The organism is Chitinophaga caseinilytica, from assembly GCF_038396765.1.
GTDB lineage: Bacteria > Bacteroidota > Bacteroidia > Chitinophagales > Chitinophagaceae > Chitinophaga > Chitinophaga caseinilytica.
Genome location: NZ_CP150096.1, coordinates 1822961 through 1841510, shown reverse-complemented (window position 1 = coordinate 1841510; position 18550 = coordinate 1822961). Strand labels below are relative to the sequence as shown.

Genomic DNA, 18550 nt, shown 5'->3' with positions numbered 1-18550 from the left:
CGAACTTTCTGAAAATTTCCCCGGAATGCCCCCTATCCCGCTCGTCGACAATATTTACAGACTGGAAAAATTCGCCGGAAAAGGAGGATGGACGTACGCTTTCATCCCCGAAGCCCACCCCGACCCCGGCGTCGCCTTCGGCTGGGTCCGCGTGCGGGGCACCATCGACGGGCACGACCTCGGCCTCACCCGGCTGATGCCCATGGGCCAGGGTCGCCTTTTCCTCCCCGTAAAAACCGCCATCCAAAAAAAGATCGGAAAAAAGGCGGGCGACGAAGTACGTATCACACTTTACAGGGACACATTGCCCGTGATGGTCCCCGAAGCCCTGCAAGCCTGCCTGGACGACGAGCCCGCGGCACTGGAAGCTTTCCGGGCGCTGCCGGAAGAACGGCAGAAAACGATCGTTACCTTCGTGAACGCGGCCGAAAGCACGGGCCTGCAAACCAAACGGATTCTGGAAACCATCGATTTGCTCATATATCCCAAAAAGAAACCATGACTTTCAAAGACTTATTCTCCGTCCAATCCGCCAGCTACGCGAAATTCCGTCCGGATTACCCGCCGGCGCTTTATGCCTGGCTCGCTTCGCAAACACCGGGGCATGCGCAGGCCTGGGACTGCGGTACCGGCAACGGCCAATGCGCCGTTCACCTCGCCGGATTTTACGAAAATGTGTATGCTACCGACCCCAGCGCGCAACAGATCGCCCATGCCGCGCCACACGACCGCGTCCGCTACGCGGTGGAGCCCGCGGAAAATTGCGGGCTGCCGGATGCTTCGGCCGATTTGGTGACCGTCGGACAGGCATTGCATTGGTTCCGGTTCGAAGATTATTTCCGGGAAGTGGCGAGGGTTTTGCGGCCCGGGGGCTCTTCGCCGCATGGACGTACGGCCTGCCGGAGATTTCACCGGAGATCGACGCGCTGGTACTTCAGCTGCACGAAGGCCCGCTCGGCAGTTACTGGCTGCCGGAAAACCGCATGATCGAAAAAGGGTACGCGGATATCCCGTTTCCCTTCCCGCTGATCGCCGCTCCCGATTTCTATGTGGAAAAATCTTTCTCCCGCAGCGATCTGTTCGGGCTGTTCGACACCTGGTCGGCCACGCAACGCTACATCGCCGACCATGGCCGGCATCCCGCGGAAGACATTACGGCTCCGCTCGTGGCTGTTTGGGGCGAAAATGAAGTGAAAACCCTCCGCTGGAAGCTCGTCGTGAAGGCAGGCCGGCCGCATGAGGCACCGAATTTGCGGCGGTAAGGGAAGCATCAAACCCATATCCGCATGAAAAACTTACCGATAGCCATTTTCGCTTGCGCTGCCATGGCGGCTTGCGGTCAACCGGAACCGAAGCAAACTTCCCAGTCCGCCGTTCCGGCAATGGAAGATACGCTCGCGCAAATGCCCGGCGGCGGCCCGAAACAGCAATCCAGTACCAACGAACAGCTGTTCCGTACCACCCTCGCGGCTTTCCGCACCGCCGCCACCGCCGGCGACCACGCCACGCTGGAAAAGATGATCCGGTTCCCGCTGCAAACGGCCCCCAAATGGAGCGATGAAGATCTCCGCAACGCCATGCCAGACACGATTTCCGGAAAACTGACCGAAAAACGGTTCCCGAAATACAAAGACAACATCTTCAGCCCCGAGATCAAATCCGCGCTCGAAAATGTAAATGGGGAAGAAGTCCGCGAGATCGCCGTGGGTAGCGAGGACGATTACTACAGCCGCCTCCGCGCAGGGCTCGACAGCTCTGCTCCGCTTTACGAAGTCTATCATCAATTCCCCGAAAAAGACGGCAGCTCGGATACTTATTTCGCGTTCATTTTCGGGAAAGTTGGCCAGGAATACAAGCTGACGGGATTCTATACGAAGTGGCCCATCCGGGATTAACGAAAAGGCAAACCTGTCATGCCCGTTATTTGATGGATCGCGCAATTGAACAACAATATTTCATGCAAGGTAAAATTGCATATGCGCGAAACGGCTGGCAACATATTTGCATCACATCCTCCAAAACCAGTCTTTATGCAAAAACCGAGAAAAATCGACGCGGAAACCAACGTCATCACCTGGTTCGAAATCCCCGTTTCCGATACCCCACGGGCCAAAAAATTCTACGAAACCATCCTCGACATCGAAATGCGGACGGTACAGGCGGGCGACAATGAAGAGCTGACCTTCTTCCCTTCAGACCCGAACGTAGTACAAGCCACATCAGGCCGCGTAACGGGCGTGCTCACCAAATCGCCACAGGCCAAACCCGGCGAAACCGGCACGCTCATTTACCTCAACGCCTATCCGGAGATACAATCCGTACTGAACCGGGTAGTGCCTGCCGGCGGAACGATCGTTACACCAAGGCACCTCATCAAGGCGGGTTACATCGCAGTGATCAGGGACACGGAAGGCAATCGGATCGGACTGCATGCGGAACATTAAGGCGCATCCGGATTATCTCGTGGAGATCGATGGAGTAGCGTTTGTGCCGGATGGGGAGTGAGGTTAAAGTTGTTTGAGAAAATCCCTCGCTTCCATGAGCGCAAATCCCAACAGGTTCAGTCCACGCCATTGTTCCGGGTCGGCGATGTGCTGATGGTCTTGCGCCATCCCAATGCCCCAGATCGCGTCTACCGGACTGGCTTCCACGATCACACGGTCTCCCGAGTTGAGCAGGAATTCCCGCAGCGCGGGGTGCTGGCCGAACTTGTGGATATTCCCTTCCACCACGATGGCGTACCGGTGTTGCAGCCAGGTGGCTTCGGAATAATTCCGCACTTTCCGGCCGAGGGCTTTTGCTTCTGCGGGTTTTACGCTTTGAATGATCTGATCAAACACTTCAGTGTCTCCGAAAAGCAGTGCTTTTTTGGCCATCATCCAGTGTTCGGCGGTTTTGTACCCGATGCCGTCTACGGTAAAGGGAGCGTTGTACCATTGGCTAAAGCAGGCTTTCGAAAGTTCGCCGCTTTTTTCAGTGTTGCCCCAGAAATAAATGTATTTCAAAGCGGCGCCGGATTGGGTTTGGGCGATGAGCCAGGCCAGATCGTATCGGGTTGTGAAAAGCATGATTGGTAAGGGATGGATTTAATTGGAAGTTAAATATCGGTAAAAAGAGATCGGGTTATATTAAAACAAAAAAACCTGCCGATTGACAGGTTTTTAAAATCGTTGAATTTGACTGCGAAGGCAAATTCAAACTTGTCGGGATGGCAAGATTCGAACTTGCGACCTCCTGCTCCCAAAGCAGGCGCGATAACCGGGCTACGCTACATCCCGAGCCTTCAAACACTCTCCAGTCAAATCTGGTTGAGTTTGCGGTGAGGGAGGGATTCGAACCCTCGGTACAGTTTGACCCGTACGCCGGTTTAGCAAACCGGTCCTTTCGGCCTCTCAGGCACCTCACCGTTCCCTTGCGGGGTTGCAAAAATAGGAATAATTTAGAATTTTCCAAACTGAGAATGAATTAAGCGTAAATTTATTGTAAACCTGACTACCATGCCCGACGTAACTACCCTCCTGGCATTCATCACCGCCGCCGTTATTTTGCTCATCATTCCCGGCCCCGCCGTGCTGTATGTTATCACGCGGAGTACGGAACAAGGTACCAAAGCCGGGCTTGTGTCCGTTTGCGGCATCCAGGCCGGCACCCTCGTGCATGCGGCCGCCGCGTCTCTCGGGGTTTCTGCCTTGCTGATGGCTTCCGCCATGGCTTTCTCCCTGCTGAAATATCTCGGCGCCGCCTATCTCGTATACCTCGGCGTTAAAAAGATCGCCGATGCGCGGAAGCAGACCGCCCGGCCGGAAGCGCCTCCGCCGCAGCCGCTGTCCGCTATTTTCTGGCAAGGCATGATCGTGAACGTCCTCAATCCCAAATGCGCCCTGTTCTTCTTCGCTTTCCTCCCGCAATTCGTTCGCCCGGAAAATGGCAACGTGGCGCTGCAGGTGTTGTTCTTCGGGCTGCTGTTCACTTTACTGGCGTTTCTGACAGACGGCTCCTATGCCCTCGCCGCTGGCCGCCTCGGTAAATACATGAAGCAAAACACCTGGTACCGCCGCCTGGAAGCCTACATCTCCGGGATCATCTACATTTCCCTCGGCCTCCTCACCGTCGTGTTCCAGCCGCAGGCGACGAAGAAGTAAGCTTCCGCATGCTCCGTACCGTTCTTTATGAAACTCCGCCTGGACGCATATGGAAAGATCGGTCTGGCGGTTGACTGACCGGCACAAAATGAAACCGGCCGGTACTGCGACCGGCCGGCAAAAAGATTATCGTAACGGCTCCACTTTCACCTGTTTCAACCGGAACAGCTCGTTCCCTGCTGCATCCGGCCGGATGCGGAGGCTCCACTCGCCGGGAGATTTCACGCTTACCACCGCGATCGTCTGGTCGATGAATAGCAGCGGCTTGTGGGAATCGTATTTCCCCGTCAACAACACCTGGAACCGAAAATCCTGCTGCGCGCCGCCATCAGGCTGCATTTCCACGACACCTTCCCTCTTTTCGTGCGATGTATCCGCGGCATATTGCAAGGTGATCTTGTAATCGCCCGGTTCCGTAAAACGCAAACGGTAGCTGATGCTGTCTTCCGGACGGCGCATACCGGCCGCGCAAACCGCGTGCTTCCAGTCGCCGAAATAATAACTGTGCGTAAACCGGGTCACTACCGCGGAACCATGCACAGCCGCGCGTTCCGCCGGCAAAGCGATGCTTTCGTATTGCGCGCCGGCTACCAGCGGAATGGCGTGCCTTTCCTCCAGCGCTCCGCTATAATCCAGCACGATCACGGAATTTCGCGCATCGGGCAGCGAAGCGGGCAATGTGAGCCACACATCTTCGCCGGATTGTTTGAAGCCAATGGGCTTGCCACCGTCGAGCAGCCGGGCTTTGAGGGCTTTACCGGTGAACGCGGGCACGAGGATTTTCCCGTTATGCGGCCGGTCGAGCACATGGAGGTACAGTTTCCCCGGGCGGCTCGTCATCACGCCCCAGGGCTGCTCCGCGATGGGCGAGAACGTGGTGCCATAGATCGCTTCGCCGTTCTTCTGCAGCCAGCGGCCCGTTTCGCGGAAATATTGTTCGGAAGGGCCGGGAATCTTCCCCTTCCCGTCTGGCCCGATGTTCATCATGAGGTTCCCGCCTTTCGACGCCACTTCCGCCAGCAGGCGGATGATCTCGCGGGGCGATTTGAAATTCTGGTCGAAGCTGGAATATCCCCAACTGTCGTTGTGCGTGAAAATCGCTTCCCACGCGCCTTTCACCACACCGGGCGGCACTTCGCCGTCGCCGAAATCCTTGAAATCGCCCAGGCCGTTCCCTACGCGACTACTCACCAGGCAATTGGGTTGCAGGCGATGCACTTTTTCCATGAACTCCGCGGATTCTTCTTTGCTCATATTCCCCGGCGTATCGAACCAGATGATGCCCAGTTCGCCGTAATTGCTCAGCAACTCGGTGATCTGGGGCAGTGATTTATTGCGGTAATAAGATGCGTAGTCTTTGGTTTTGTTATCGAAGTCCCACCCATTGCCGCCGCCGTTAGGTTCGTGCCAGTCCTGGAACTGCGAATAGTAAAACCCGAGCTTGATACCGGCCTTTTTGCAGGCGGCCGCCAGTTCTTTGAGAGGATCGCGCTTGAAGGGCGTGGCTTCCACGATATCGAAATCCGAATATTTGGAATCGAACATGGCGAAGCCGTCGTGGTGCTTGGACGTGATAACGATGTACTTCACACCGGCCGCTTTGGCGATGTTCACCCATTCTTCCGCGTTGAATTCAGAGGGATTGAAGCCCTTCGCCAGTTGTGTATATTCGTTGGCGGGCGTTTTATCGCGCTGCATGATCCATTCCGTGATGCCGTAATACCGCTTCCCGCGGATTTCTCCGCCGAAGTGCGAATAAGGCCCCCAATGCAGGAAGAGCCCGAATTTAGCTTCGGTGAACCACTTCGTTTTGGCGCTTTTCCCCGCATCGGCATTCTTCCCCCACAATTCGCCGGGCTGCTGCGCGGCGGCGCTCATCGTCCCCATCGCCATCGCGGCCAGCATCACTGCTTTTTTCATATCCGTTTTCATAACCTCAGAATTTATTACAAGTATAGCAAAGCCCGCGACCCCGCGTTAACAGTTAATTGCCGGTTACTGATAGTATTTGCGCGCCCGGAAAAACGTTCCCCTCGGTCGGGAACATACTCTCGAAAGCGATTAACAATAAATAAAAATGGGAAAGGGGTTAAGACCGTTGGCGCCGGCACAGGTAGTACGGTAACCTGCACCGGCCTCCAGGGGGATTGGGGTTACAACGGTGGACAGGCCGATGGTCTTGGCAAATGGGCTACAGACCAATGAATTCCATCACAAATGTCACGAATTCCAGATAGTCAGGAAAGCGTATTAATACCGAAAATCCGGAACGTAGAACTACGCACGCGGGGGTAACAATTTGACCTCACTTATGGGATATCTATCAATATTTTGACATAATTATTCTTCAGATGCGTCATCATCGTCAAAATACCATAAAAAAACGGCCAGGAATCGATCCTGGCCGTTGATGTACGCTGTACGTTTATCTTGATTACCAAATCACGACGCGCTGTGCGGGAGGCAATGTCATGGCATCGCCTTCGCTGCATTTCCAGGCGCTCTGGAATTCTGCCAGGTGCGGCATCGGCCCGTTCACACGGAACTTCGCCGGGCTATGCGGATCGGTCTGTATCTGGTTGCGCAGTGCGGCATCTGTGATGTTCATGTGCCAAACCTGCCCCCAGCCGAGGAAGAATCGTTGCTGCCAGCTAAAACCATCGATGGGCGCGGGTTCCGCCTTTCCTTCGAAAGATTTTTTCAATGCATAATAGGCCAGCGTGAGCCCGCCGAGGTCTGCGATGTTTTCGCCGATCGTCAGCTCACCATTGATCTTGAAGCCAGGCAAAGCTTCCAGCTTGCCGAAGTATTCGATGTAACGTTTTGCCAGTCCGTCGAAATTCTTACGGTCGGCTTCCGTCCACCAGTTCTGCAAATTCCCGTCTGCATCGAACTGCGAGCCCTGGTCGTCGAAACCATGCGTGAACTCGTGGCCGATCACGGCGATGATGCCGCCGTAGTTGATGGCATCGTCTGCATCGGGATTGAAGAATGGCGGCTGCAGGATGCCCGCGGGGAACACCACTTCGTTGTTCAGCGGGTTGTAGTAAGCGTTTACGGTCTGCGGCGTCATGAGCCATTCGGATTTATCCACCGGCTTGCCGATCTTTTTGATCGTTTCGTCGTGCTTGAACTGGGTGGCATTGATGATGTTTTCCACCAGTTTGCCGCGTTGGATATCGATCGAAGAATAATCTTTCCAGTTGTCGGGATAGCCGATCTTATAGGTGAAGGCTTTCAGTTTTTTGTGGGCCATCAGCTTGGTTTCGGGGCTCATCCAGGTGAGCTGGTCGATGCGTTCGCCATACACGGTGCGCACGTTTTCGATCATTTCCGACACTTTCTGTTTGCTGGATTCGGGGAAATACTGTTTCGCGAAAAGCTTGCCCAGCGGCATTCCCAGCACGCCGTCGGTAGAGCGGATGGCGCGGTCGATACGAGGGCGCTGCATTTTACGGCCGGTCATCACCGTGGCGAAGAAGCGGAAATTCTCGTCATCGAATTTCTTCGGCAGATATCCGGCGAAAGTGCTCAGCAGCTGGAACTTCGTCCAGGTTTTGAGGGTGGCCAGCGGCGTGGATTTTAGGAGTTTGGCGCCGTTGGTGATGTATTCCTTGTTCTGCAGCACGAGGGTATCCGTCCTGATCATCTGCACGTTCGTAAACCCGCCCCAGTCGAATTCCGGCGCGAGGGTCCGCAGTTCGTTGAAAGCTATTTTGTTATAGGTTTTCACCGGGTCGCGGAGCTGCACGTTGGTGAGCTGCAGCAGGGCGAGCTTCGTTTCGAAAGCGAGGATCGTCTGCCCGGGGTCTTTTTCCGGGAAACCCGCGAGGGCGAACATTTTGTTGACGTGGCCCACGAATTCCTTCCGGACGTTCTGGGTGCTTTCGTCGGTACGTTCGTAGTAGGAGCGTTCGCCGAGGCTGAGGCCGTCTTGCCCGCCGTATACCGCATTCACTTTACTGTCTTTCATATCGGCGTCCACGCTGAACCCGGCCCAGGTGCTCACGCCCATGTTCTGGAGCTCTCCCACAACGGTGGCCCAGTCGGCCAGCGTTTTGATGTTGTTGATCTTGCCGATCCATTTGGCGAGGGGTGTGATGCCGCGTTTTTCGATGGTGACGGTGTCGAGGAAGGAGGCGTAGTAATCGGCGATCTGTTGTTCTTCCGTTCCTTTGGCCAGGCCGGTTCGGCCGGCGATGGACTGGATGATGCCTTTGAGGCGGACTTCCTTGTTTTCCTTATCGAGGATGCCACCGGCGCCCCAGCGGCTCTCGGTGCCGGGGATGGGATTGTTTTTCTTCCAGCCGTTGTTGACGAATCCGTCGAAATCGTGGCAGGGTTTGATATTTCGGTCGATGGAAGAATTATCGAATGCCGGCACTTTCTGGGCGGCAACGGGCCCCGCGGCCGACAGGGCCAGGAGGATCCCGGCCGTCATCCGCCTGGCGGAGGTGTTGATAAATAGCATATGCTTGCAGATTTAGATGGATAAATTTATCGAAGATTCGGCACTTACAGCACGCCGTTTGTGTTAAAAGGTAAATTCGTAGGTTTGCATAGACTAAAAAAAGTGCAAAGGGATGAATCTTCTGTTCGGACTATTTCGGTTTTTGACCTGGGGCAACCTGATCTCAGTGAGCCTGCTGGCGGTTTTCGTGTTGATTTCGGCATTGTTCAGCCCGTCGATACCGGCGTTGATGATGATATTGATGTATGCCACTACGTTCATGCATAACTACTATTGTCTGCGGCTGCAGCGCACGTTGCGGCAGCCGGGGGCTCCGCTGGCGGAGGGTTTCCCCAAGCAGATCATCATCCTGAGCGTGCTGGCGTTCATTTACGCCATGTATTTCGTGACCATGCTCATCCAGCTGAACCGCCTGGAACCGTCGGAACTGGACAAGCTGTTCCCCCTGGGCGAAATCCCCAAAGACACCGGCTACACGCGGCAAGACGTCCTCAACGCCATGATGCGGATCATCAACTTCCTGTTCGGCATCCACGCCGCCGCCATCGCCGTCAACTGCGTACTGTCCAGCTTTTTCCTCAATAAATGGAAGAAAGACCGCGAGCAGGCCGAGAACAACGAACATTTCTTCGACGTATAATCAAAAAGAACCATGCGCGCACCATTGGCAGAAAGACTCCGTCCTGAAACGCTGGACGACCTCGTAGGCCAGGACCATCTGACCGGCGAAGGCAGCATTCTCCGGAAAGCGATCGCCGCCGGCAAGATCCCCTCCATGATCCTGTGGGGGCCTCCGGGCGTGGGCAAAACCACCATCGCCAATATCATCGCGCATACGCTGCAGGTCCCGTTTTATACGCTGAGCGCCATTTCGTCGGGCGTCAAAGACATCCGCGAGGTGATCGACCTCGCCAAAAGCCGCCATGCGGTATTGTTTATCGATGAAATCCACCGGTTCAATAAATCGCAGCAGGATGCCTTGCTGGGCGCCGTGGAAAAGGGGATCATCACCCTCATCGGCGCTACTACCGAAAACCCGTCGTTCGAAGTAAATGCGGCCTTGCTCTCGCGCAGCCAGGTGTATGTGCTCAAACCCCTCGGCCCGGAAGAGCTCAGTAAACTCCTCCGCATCGCCATGGAAAAAGACGCCTGGCTCGCGTCCAAAACGATCGAACTGCAGGAAACCGAAGCCCTCTTCAATATCTCCGGAGGCGATGCCCGCAAGCTGCTCAACCTCTTCGAACTGGTGGTAGACACCTTGCAGGAAGAATCGCCCATCGTCATCAACAACGAAAAAGTGATGGACATCGCGCAGCAGCGCGTGGCCATTTACGATAAGTCGGGCGAACAGCATTACGACATCATTTCCGCCTTCATCAAATCCATCCGCGGCAGCGATCCCAACGGCGCCGTGTACTGGCTCGCGCGGATGCTCGCTGGCGGCGAAGACATCAAGTTCATCGCCCGCAGACTGGTAATTCTAGCTTCGGAAGACATCGGCAACGCCAATCCCAACGCGCTTTTGCTGGCCACCAGCTGCTTTCAGGCCGTGGCCATGATCGGCAACCCGGAATCCCGGATCATCCTGTCGCAATGCGCCACTTACCTGGCCTCCTCTCCCAAAAGCAACGCCTCCTACATGGCCATTGGCGCGGCGCAAAGCGTGGTGGGCCAAACGGGCGACCTCCCCGTTCCCCTGCACATCCGCAACGCGCCCACCAAACTCATGAAGCAGCACGGCTACGGCAAAGGCTACCGTTATTCCCACGACTTCGACAATAACTTTTCCGAACAGGAATACCTGCCCGACGCCATCGCCGGCACGCGGTTCTACGACCCGGGCAGAAACGCCCGGGAAGACGAGCTCCGCCGCTACCTGAAAGCTTTGTGGAAAGAAAAATACAATTACTGATCCTTCGACTTGTCGAGAATCTCGAAGTCTAACCGGATCTGCTCCCCTTCTTCATCAACGATCGTCAGCATGTGCTTGCCCGCTTTCGGGCGGAACGACAGCTGGTGAAAATCCTTTGTTTCTCCGACGAATTCCTGGTCGAGGTGCCAGAAGATCCTGGCGTTGGGATTGCGGTGCGTGGCTTTGAACACGGTTTCGCCCAGCGAGCCGTCGATCTCCACGGGCACGTAAATGCGGGCGTGGGGCCGGGGATAGATGAGCTCCATCGCGCGGGCCTGGTCTTCGACGGCGCAGCCGGGGAGATACGGCGGAAGGGGCTCGTAGGCGTGCGTGGCGCGATAGAAATATTCCATGGCGGGCGGTAGCACGAACCAGGGTTTGTGCTGCATCCGGTCTGGCTGCTCACAATCGGCCGTAACGCGGTATTTGCCCGTTGCGTCGAGGTGGATGAGTTGATGGTAGGGGCATACGGCCGATCGAAGCCCCGCCTGCGGCACGGGCAGCGAATCGCGCTCGGTGCAATATTCTCCGGCCCGGTACCCGCTTTGCCGGCACACGGCGATGGTTTTGAGATGGTCTGCCGGCACGGGGAACGGCGCGGTATTCGGCAATAACCTGAAAATATCGAACATCAATGGCGCCGCGGCGGAAACGCCCGTCAATCCCGGGCGGCCTTCACCATCGGCATTGCCCGTCCACACCGCCACCACGAACTGTGGCGTAACACCGATCGCCCATCCATCCCTGAAACCGAAGCTGGTGCCCGTTTTCCACGCAATCCGCTTCGACGATGCGAACGCCTGCCAGAGCATTTCTTCGCCCGGGCGCATCACTTCTTCCATCGCATTGAACGTATACCAGATGGCGCCCGCGTCGAGCAGCCCGAAGCGCGTAAGGCCGAAGCGGCCCGGCTTTCCGTCGCTGGCGCGGTACATGGGCGGATGATAGTCGTCCTGATCGTATTTACCGCTGTAATGGTCCTGGTGCAGCAGCGTGCGGGCCATGCTGGCGTACACGCCGGCCAGTTCCCAAAGTGTGGTTTCCCCGCCGCCGAGGATCATCGACAAACCGTAGTGCGTGGCGGGCTTGCGCATGGTGGTGATGCCGAGTTGCCGCATGAGGTTGAGGAAGCGGTCGCTGCGGTATTGCTGTAAGGTTTTGACGGCGGGAATGTTAAGCGAGCGCGCCAGGGCGCGGGATGCGGGAACGCCGCCGTCGAAATGCTGGTCGAAGTTTTGAGGCGTATATCCGGCGATGTGCGTGGGCACGTCGGGCAGCAGCGTATTGGGCAGCATGAGGCCATCGTTCAGCATGCCGGCGTAGAGCAGCGGCTTGAGGGTGCTGCCGGGGCTGCGCGGCGCCTGGATGATATCTACGTACGCTTCCAGCTCGGGGTCTTCGGGATGATAGACATTGCCGACATATGCGAGGGCATGGCCGGTTTCGACGTCGAGCACGAGGGCGGCGGCGTTGTTGATACCGTTGGCTTTCAGCTGGAGGTGATGCCGGTTCACGATGTCTATGACGTTTTGCTGGAGGTCGCCGGTGATGGTGGTTTTCAGCCGCGTGCTGCCGGATTCGCCTTTCAGGCGGTACTCCTGGCGGAAGCGGCTCAGCAGGTGCGGCGTAAGCTCGGGCAATGGATGGGGCTTGTCGGGAAGGGGCTCCACACAGGCCAGCGCACAGGTCGTACTGTCGATGGCACCGTTGCGCCAAAGCCTTTGCAGCAGCGCGTTCCGCTTCTCCATCAGCCGCTGTCGGTTCCTGCCCGGGTGGATCAACGCCGGACTATTCGGCAACACCGCAAGGGTGGCCGTTTCCGCCCACGACAACTGGTCTGGCTTGCGCCCGTAATATCGCCACGACGCCGCTTCCAATCCCACCACGTTTCCGCCGAAAGGCGCATTGCCGGCATACAATCCCAAGATGGCTTTTTTCGAATACCGGAACTCCAGCCGCGTGGCCATCGCCATTTCCACCAGCTTCTGCCAGATGGTGCGCGGCTTGTTGCGGTACAGGCGGATCACCTGCATGGTGATGGTGCTCGCCCCGCTCACCACTTTCCCGCCGCCCACGTTCTGTTTCAACGCACGGAACGTAGCGCCGGGATCGATCCCCCAATGCCAGTAAAACCTTTTGTCTTCATACGCCACAATGCATTTGGCGAACTTCTCCGGCACGGATTTATCCGCCGGAAACCGCCACTGCCCGTCTTTGGCGATGGCAGCGCTCATCAGGTCGCCCTTTTCGTCTTCGATCACGAAAGAAGTAGGCGCAGTAAACAATTGCCGCGGCAGCAGGAAATAATATCCCACCAGCAGCAGCGCCGCTATCGATAACCGCCATCTTCTCCGGTATGCCCAGGCCTTCAGTCGCGTCCACATAAGGAAAGAAAGGCCGGCGCTGTTTCCCGCGCCGGCCTTGTTATATCGTTTAGAAAATTATTTCACTACTTCTACCCACTTGCCCGGCACGAATGCGTGTATCGTATTGTCGTACATCGCTTCTGCGCCCGTGGCCGGCAGATAGTACCGCCCGAGGTACGCCGCGTTCAGCAGCACCTGGTAAGTAACGGTCTTACCTTCTTCCAGGTTGAAATAGGTATACACCCGGTCGTCGCGGATATCGCGGTAAGTGTAGGGCGACATGCGCAGCGTGCTGTCGTTGCCCATCAAACGGGTATTGATGATTTCCCAACCCGAGGGGAACACCTGCGTCAGCGCCAGTTGCTCGTAGAAACCGCGCTTGCCGGGGTTGCGGATGGTGACGGTGGCCACAAAATCCGTTCCCTGTTTCATTTGGTCTACGTTCACCGGTTTGCCGGTGCGGGTGTTATAATCCACGCTCATCGACATCACGTCTGGCTGGTTTTCGGCGTAAGGGTTCTGCCCGGCTTCCGGCTGTCCGCGAAGGATGAGGCGCGCGTAGAGCACGTTCTGGCCTTTGTTCTGCACCGTTACGCTGTTGGTTCCCTTAAACGCCACCGGCAATTGCGACAGATAGGATTCCGAATTAATGTTCCCGCCCGTACCGCTGAGGTTATAGGAGAAACTCATCTTGCTGCCTTTATTCGTTCCGCAGAATTTCGCCACGGCGATGAGGGAGTATGCAGTGGTTTGCGTGCTGTACCATTGTTCTTTCCCCAGTTCGGCGGCTACTTCTTTCAGCAGGCCCAGTGCGGTATTGCGCTGGCCGAGGATGGTCAATGTTTCGAGGATCATGGCTTTATCGCGCAGATCGGAACCGAAAGTTCCGCCCAGTTGCGTGTAGGGCTGCACCGTTACGGGCAGGCCGCGTACCAGCGAATTGGCGACTTCCGCCTGGCCGGCGAGTTTATACGCCGCGGCGAGCCGCCATTTGGCGGGGGCCGAGAGGTATTGGAATTCGCGGAGACGGTTCATAGCGCCCATTTCCGGCGTGCGGGAAAGCGCCAGCAGGTAGAGACGGTACGCCTGCACGAGGTCGCCACCGGCGAAGTTGTAAGAGCTCGGCGCCCAGCTGATGGCTTTGTTGCGTTGGTATTTCCGCCATGCGTCCAGGAATCCCGGGGGCAGGGTGTACCCTTTCTCCTGCGCTTCGAGCATGAAGTGGCCGGCGTAGTTGGTGCCCCACTCGTCTGCATTGCTCAAACCCGGCCAGTACGACAATCCGCCGTCTGTTGTCTGGAAACCTTTCAACCGGTTGATGCCGGCTTTGATATTATGGTCCACATCCGCTTTCTGCTTGTCGCTCAAATCCATGATGGTGCCGAGCGATAATTGCGGGAACACACCGGAAGTGGTTTGCTCCACACAGCCGTGCGGATACTGGATGAGGAATTTCAATCGTTTTTCGAGGTTGAGCGCGGGGATGGTAGACACTTCCAGCACACCGGTATTGGTGCCGGCCATGCCCACCGGCGAGAACGGCGCGTTCCAGCTGCCGCCGGGCTCCAGCGTTTTCTCGATCACGTTGGTCATGAACGGATTGGGATTGCGCACATCCAGCTCCACATTTTCTTCCGCCCTTTCCTTGCCGCTGGTGGCTACTACCTTGAACTTACCGATGCCCACGAGGTTGCGGATCTTCACGTCGAAATATACCAGTTGCTCACCGGGTTTCGGGAAACTGACGGTTTTGGTGGCTTCGCCCACCACTTCGAAATACGGGTTGGAAGTGAGGGATACGCTGGCCTGCTTCACATGCGGTTCCAGTCCGAAGACGGTCACCGGCAGCTGGATCGTTTCGCCGGGGCCCAACACGCGCGGCGCGGTGGCCAGCAGCATGAGGGGCTTCTTCACAGCGGCCACTTTATCGGCGCTGCCGTACGCACCATCCTGCCCTGCTACCACCATGGCTTTTACGGAGCCGATGTACGGCGGCAACTGGAAATTATGCGTCTGCTTCTCCCCTTTCTTCAGATAAAACGGCCCCATGAATTTCACGACGGGTTTGAACCGGTTGGCCTTGGCCTGGCTGGCGCCACGGTTGAGGCCTTCGTCGCCACCGATGCTCAGGATCCTTTCCAGGTCGCCGCCCCATGCGCCGATCACGTAATCGAACAAATCCCAGGTTTTTACGCCGAGGGCTTCGCGGGAATAGAATACGCCGTGCGCGTCGGGGGTTTTGAAGCGGGTGAGGTCGAGCAGACCTTCGTCCACGATGGCTACCGTGTACGTCATCGGCTTGCCGCCGGCTTCGGACACGGAAATCGACGCGGCAGACTCAGGGCGCAATGTAGCCGGCAGGGAAATCTGCGGTTTGAGGATCGTGTTCGGATCTTCCACCAGCACGGGAATCGTTCCGTACATGCGGATGGGCAGATCGTTCACGGTTTGCGCATGCGGCTGCAACAGGCTTACGTTCACATAAATATTGGGCGCCATGTTCGGCTCGGCCTTGAATTTATAGACGGTCTGCCCTTTTTCGGTACTGATCCAGTCGGTCTTGAGCACTTTACTGCCCGATTCGATGCTGATCAGCCCGCGGCCGCCTTCGCTGCTGGGGATGGTGATCGTCACATCTTCACCCACGCTGTATTTAGTTTTGCTGGCGGTGAATACGAGCATGGAAGCTTCCGTGGGGTTCTCCTTCTGCATCCGTTCTTCGAAATTCGGCCAGTCGATGTACACCGATTGACCGGTGATGTGCCCGCTTTCGAGGTCTTTCACGCGGATGAGGTACCGGCCCCAGCTGGGCTGCCGCACCAGGAGGTTCCAGCTGCCTTTGCCGTTCTGGAGCGTAACCTGGTCGGTGGAAATGAGTTGGTTATAGTTGTCGTTGGTGAAATTGCTGATATCGTCGTCGCTTTCATCCCACCACCAGCGCCAGCGGATTTTATAGAGTTGCACTTCCACTTTCCTGCTGCCGCCGATGAACCGGCCGCTGGCGTCTACGTTCACGATGCTGACGGAATGAGTTTTATCGGTGACGAGCATGCCGGTCAGGCTGTTCCCCGTTGGCGCGTTAACGCCCACGTACGAGTCGAACACATGATAAGGCATGGAGAAATGGTCGATGCTGAAATCGCCGCCGGGCTCGAACACTTTCACTTCGAAATTGGCTTTCAGCACGCCGGGCGCGCGTTCCCCGACGGGAATGCTGGCCGATACCGGCGCGGAGCCGTCTTCGTTGAGGCTCGATTCGAAAATGGTTTTGTTCTCGGTGGAGAAAGATTCGGTGGGGTCATCGAAATGATAACCGTCGAGCTTCGGGAAGGTGGTGCGCGATGAGGTGAGCGACACGTCCACCTTGGCTTTGAGGCTTTGCGCCGGCGCGCCGAAGAGCCATGCCGCGGTGAGGGTGCCTTTGGGCTGATGGTCTTTCACCAGCGATTCCTGGCCCCCGAAGTCGAGTTTTACCTTGAGGCGGTTGGGCTTCACGGTTTCGATGCGGATGTTGCGCCTGAATTCTGCGCCGCCAACTTTCACCTTGGCGAGCCAGCTGCCCGTGGGGGCGTCGGCATCGGTGAGGGTGTTGAAATTATAGAACCCATTGAGGGAAATATGTTGATTGATGCGCTTGTACAGTTGTCCTTTCGGGTTGTACAGCTCCAGTGTTACCGGGTGGTTTTCGGGAAGCTTGTTGTCTTTGTCTTCCAGGAGGAAGGTCAGGAACAGGGAATCCCCCGGTCGCCAAACCCCTCTTTCCCCATACAGAAACCCTTTCATCCCGTGCTGCACCTGTTCGCCTTTTACGTCGAAGCGGCTCAGCGGCAGCGAGGAACCGTCGTCCAGCTTCAGATAGCCACGCTCGTTTTCGCGTTTGGCGACGAGGAGGTAGGGCTTTTTCTTCAGTTCGAACTTCGCGAAGCCGTCGCCGTCGCTTTTCGTGGTGAACACTACCTGGTTTTGATAGTCGAGCAGGCTGATATCCACGCCAGACATGGGTTTCGCATCACGGATATCCGTTACGGCCACCACCATGCTGTTATCGTTCCCGCGTTTGGCGATGATCCCTATGTTGGAAGCGATGATATTGCGCGAAGCCCAGCGTTCGTAATGGTAGTAACTGTTGCGGCAGGGATTGTCGCGGTCGTCCCAGCTGTAACCGTAGGGATAATAATCGTCGTACCGGCGCCAGAACGCGTCGTCTTCGTCGATCCCGTCTTCCCCGTAATATTCCCGTTCGCTTTCCTCGCCGTCTTCATCTGCCGCTTCGTCATCCCCTTTGCAGGAATACAACGCATATGCTTTCCGGAACCCGATCCGCACGCGGTAAATAGCGCCCGGTTCGGCTTTGATGATCTGTTCGAGGTCGAGGTTAAAACGGTTGCGGTGGCGGAGGTTGAGGGATTTGTCGGCGTCGAGGCGGATGGTTTTTTCCACCACGGGGGCCGCCACGCGGCGCAGTTCGTTATCCCCGTTGAGGGTATTGCGCTGGAGGTATTGGGGGATGTTGCTTTCGTATATTTTCAGTACCGTCACGTCTACGGCGTTCAATCCCACGGCTTCGAACGGCATGACCAGTTTCCCGCTTTGCGGCATGATCACACCTTTTCCGGGGATGGAAACGGAAGGCATTCTGTTCTCGAAATTCACGCTGCCGGTAAAGGCTTTATTGAGGCGGTCTTCGAACGCGCTCAGCACGCCTTCGTTCACGATCACGGTGTAATTCCCTTCCAGGCGCCCCGGCGCGAAAACTTTCACTTCACTGCCTTCGACGGTATATTTCAGGTCGGATTGGCCGCTGATGGTGATGAGGCCTTCCAGCGCCTGTGTGGGCAGGAGCGGGCAGGAGAACTGGACGAGCACATGTTCTTCGGGCTCGTAGCGGGGCTGAATGTCGAGCACTTTAAAATCCCCGATGGCCGGCACTTCCACTTCGCGACTGTCTTTCACGTCGGATTTGATGGGCGTTCCGTCCCACAGGATGTGGAGTTTGGCCGCTACGGATTTCCGGGTGATGTTGCCGATGGTGAAGCGATAGGTGCGGTTGGCGACGTCGTGCTGCCAGCTCATGGTGGTTTTTTCGCCTTCGTATTGCACGGTCACGAGTTTTTCCACGGCCTGCACGTCTTCCGCGTCGGAAGTCCGCACCACGCCGGTGTACTGCATTTTCTCTCGGCTGTTGCCGGCGGTTTTAAGGCCCAGGAGCTCCACTTCGAAAGAAGGCTTGATAACTTCGAAACCGAATTCGAAGACTTTGAACTGCGAGGGAACGGTCATCACTTTACCGAGCTTGAACTTGCCGGTGTAGCGTTTTCCGGGCTCGAGGTTCTTGTCTGGCCTGAATTCCAGCGTGGTAGCGTCTACCCAGAAAGCCTTTCCGGAGATGGAGGGGGAGAACGAGAATACGTCTTCCTCAACCGGTTCGTTGACGGCGTGGGTCACATTCACGTCTCCGGCCAGCTGGATGCGGATGGCGCTTTGTTTGGAAATGATGCCGGACGTGTAGGCGTCGATGTAGCGGGCGAAAGCGGGGTCCACTTCTTTTGCTTTCGTTCCGCATCCTGCCAGGAATAACGCTGCGGCAAATACGGTTAACAGACAGGCCAGGGGCAGTAGCCGTTTGGTCGGATGCATAGTGTAGGAGGTTTTTGGACGG

The 18550-nt window shown here is 56.7% G+C and carries 13 protein-coding genes and 2 tRNA genes; 8 read left to right on the top strand and 7 right to left on the bottom strand.

The features are described 5' to 3' along the window. The first annotated feature begins 25 nt into the window (after positions 1-25). From WJU22_RS07895 to WJU22_RS07875, 5 genes are all read left to right on the top strand, one after another. Positions 26-502, top strand: a complete 477-nt coding sequence (locus WJU22_RS07895) for a YdeI/OmpD-associated family protein (RefSeq protein WP_341842694.1) — start codon at positions 26-28, stop codon at positions 500-502. Next, positions 499-987: a class I SAM-dependent methyltransferase gene (locus tag WJU22_RS07890; RefSeq protein ID WP_341842693.1), complete on the top strand. Its 489-nt coding sequence runs from the start codon at positions 499-501 to the stop codon at positions 985-987. Before WJU22_RS07895 ends, WJU22_RS07890 begins: the two co-directional genes overlap by 4 nt. Then, entirely contained in the window at positions 984-1262 is a 279-nt protein-coding gene (locus WJU22_RS07885) for a hypothetical protein (protein ID WP_341842692.1), read from the top strand. The genes WJU22_RS07890 and WJU22_RS07885 overlap by 4 nt, the downstream gene beginning before the upstream one ends. A gap of 24 nt (positions 1263-1286) precedes the next feature. Continuing rightward, positions 1287-1895, top strand: coding sequence for a hypothetical protein (locus tag WJU22_RS07880; protein ID WP_341842691.1), 609 nt, complete (start codon positions 1287-1289; stop codon positions 1893-1895). Positions 1896-2030: 135 nt separating this feature from the next. Beyond that, positions 2031-2444, top strand: coding sequence for a VOC family protein (locus tag WJU22_RS07875; protein WP_341842690.1), 414 nt, complete (start codon positions 2031-2033; stop codon positions 2442-2444). Between the two features lie 63 nt (positions 2445-2507). On the opposite strand, the gene WJU22_RS07870 is transcribed toward WJU22_RS07875, so the two are convergent. The 3 genes from WJU22_RS07870 to WJU22_RS07860 all read right to left on the bottom strand — a co-directional run bounded on the left by WJU22_RS07870 (position 2508) and on the right by WJU22_RS07860 (position 3406). After that, positions 2508-3068: an NADAR family protein gene (locus WJU22_RS07870; protein WP_341842689.1), complete on the bottom strand. Its 561-nt coding sequence runs from the start codon at positions 3066-3068 to the stop codon at positions 2508-2510. A 135-nt stretch (positions 3069-3203) separates the two neighbouring features. Further along, positions 3204-3278 (bottom strand) — tRNA-Pro (locus WJU22_RS07865). A gap of 39 nt (positions 3279-3317) precedes the next feature. Further along, positions 3318-3406, bottom strand: a tRNA-Ser gene (locus WJU22_RS07860). 91 nt (positions 3407-3497) lie between these two features. Here WJU22_RS07860 and WJU22_RS07855 point away from each other — a divergent pair. Next, complete coding sequence (locus WJU22_RS07855; RefSeq protein WP_341842688.1) at positions 3498-4142, top strand: LysE family translocator; 645 nt, start codon at positions 3498-3500, stop codon at positions 4140-4142. A 126-nt stretch (positions 4143-4268) separates the two neighbouring features. On the opposite strand, the gene WJU22_RS07850 is transcribed toward WJU22_RS07855, so the two are convergent. Both WJU22_RS07850 and WJU22_RS07845 read right to left on the bottom strand, forming a co-directional pair. Further along, a complete protein-coding gene (locus WJU22_RS07850; RefSeq protein WP_341842687.1) occupies positions 4269-6074 on the bottom strand; it encodes an alpha-L-fucosidase in 1806 nt (601 codons plus the stop codon). A gap of 502 nt (positions 6075-6576) precedes the next feature. Beyond that, the gene (locus WJU22_RS07845; RefSeq protein WP_341842686.1) at positions 6577-8613 is read right to left on the bottom strand and encodes a M13 family metallopeptidase; all 2037 of its coding nucleotides are present in this window, start codon (positions 8611-8613) and stop codon (positions 6577-6579) included. Positions 8614-8725: 112 nt separating this feature from the next. On the opposite strand from WJU22_RS07845, the gene WJU22_RS07840 reads away from it, so the two are divergent. Both WJU22_RS07840 and WJU22_RS07835 read left to right on the top strand, forming a co-directional pair. After that, positions 8726-9253 carry a hypothetical protein gene (locus tag WJU22_RS07840; RefSeq protein WP_341842685.1) on the top strand — a complete coding sequence of 176 codons (528 nt, stop codon included), beginning with the start codon at positions 8726-8728 and terminating at the stop codon, positions 9251-9253. 12 nt (positions 9254-9265) lie between these two features. Beyond that, on the top strand, positions 9266-10525 hold the full coding sequence (locus WJU22_RS07835) for a replication-associated recombination protein A (protein WP_341842684.1): 1260 nt from the start codon (positions 9266-9268) through the stop codon (positions 10523-10525). On the opposite strand, the gene pbpC is transcribed toward WJU22_RS07835, so the two are convergent. Both pbpC and WJU22_RS07825 read right to left on the bottom strand, forming a co-directional pair. Beyond that, positions 10519-12909 (bottom strand): penicillin-binding protein 1C, encoded by a 2391-nt coding sequence (gene pbpC / locus WJU22_RS07830; protein WP_341842683.1) that lies wholly within the window; start codon positions 12907-12909, stop codon positions 10519-10521. The two genes, WJU22_RS07835 and pbpC, sit on opposite strands and share 7 nt — an antisense overlap. A 57-nt stretch (positions 12910-12966) precedes the next feature. Beyond that, positions 12967-18528, bottom strand: coding sequence for an alpha-2-macroglobulin family protein (locus WJU22_RS07825; protein WP_341842682.1), 5562 nt, complete (start codon positions 18526-18528; stop codon positions 12967-12969). Positions 18529-18550 lie beyond the last annotated feature (22 nt).

Excerpts from the sequence above, each read along its gene's own strand:
- WJU22_RS07895 (WP_341842694.1), top strand. The coding sequence starts at position 26 with ATGCCCCCTATCCCGCTCGTCGACAATATTTACAGACTGGAAAAATTC.
- WJU22_RS07890 (WP_341842693.1), top strand. The coding sequence starts at position 499 with ATGACTTTCAAAGACTTATTCTCCGTCCAATCCGCCAGCTACGCGAAA.
- WJU22_RS07885 (WP_341842692.1), top strand. The coding sequence starts at position 984 with ATGATCGAAAAAGGGTACGCGGATATCCCGTTTCCCTTCCCGCTGATC.
- WJU22_RS07880 (WP_341842691.1), top strand. The coding sequence starts at position 1,287 with ATGAAAAACTTACCGATAGCCATTTTCGCTTGCGCTGCCATGGCGGCT.
- WJU22_RS07875 (WP_341842690.1), top strand. The coding sequence starts at position 2,031 with ATGCAAAAACCGAGAAAAATCGACGCGGAAACCAACGTCATCACCTGG.
- WJU22_RS07870 (WP_341842689.1), bottom strand. The coding sequence starts at position 3,068 with ATGCTTTTCACAACCCGATACGATCTGGCCTGGCTCATCGCCCAAACC.
- WJU22_RS07855 (WP_341842688.1), top strand. The coding sequence starts at position 3,498 with ATGCCCGACGTAACTACCCTCCTGGCATTCATCACCGCCGCCGTTATT.
- WJU22_RS07850 (WP_341842687.1), bottom strand. The coding sequence starts at position 6,074 with ATGAAAACGGATATGAAAAAAGCAGTGATGCTGGCCGCGATGGCGATG.
- WJU22_RS07845 (WP_341842686.1), bottom strand. The coding sequence starts at position 8,613 with ATGCTATTTATCAACACCTCCGCCAGGCGGATGACGGCCGGGATCCTC.
- WJU22_RS07840 (WP_341842685.1), top strand. The coding sequence starts at position 8,726 with ATGAATCTTCTGTTCGGACTATTTCGGTTTTTGACCTGGGGCAACCTG.
- WJU22_RS07835 (WP_341842684.1), top strand. The coding sequence starts at position 9,266 with ATGCGCGCACCATTGGCAGAAAGACTCCGTCCTGAAACGCTGGACGAC.
- pbpC (WP_341842683.1), bottom strand. The coding sequence starts at position 12,909 with ATGTGGACGCGACTGAAGGCCTGGGCATACCGGAGAAGATGGCGGTTA.
- WJU22_RS07825 (WP_341842682.1), bottom strand. The coding sequence starts at position 18,528 with ATGCATCCGACCAAACGGCTACTGCCCCTGGCCTGTCTGTTAACCGTA.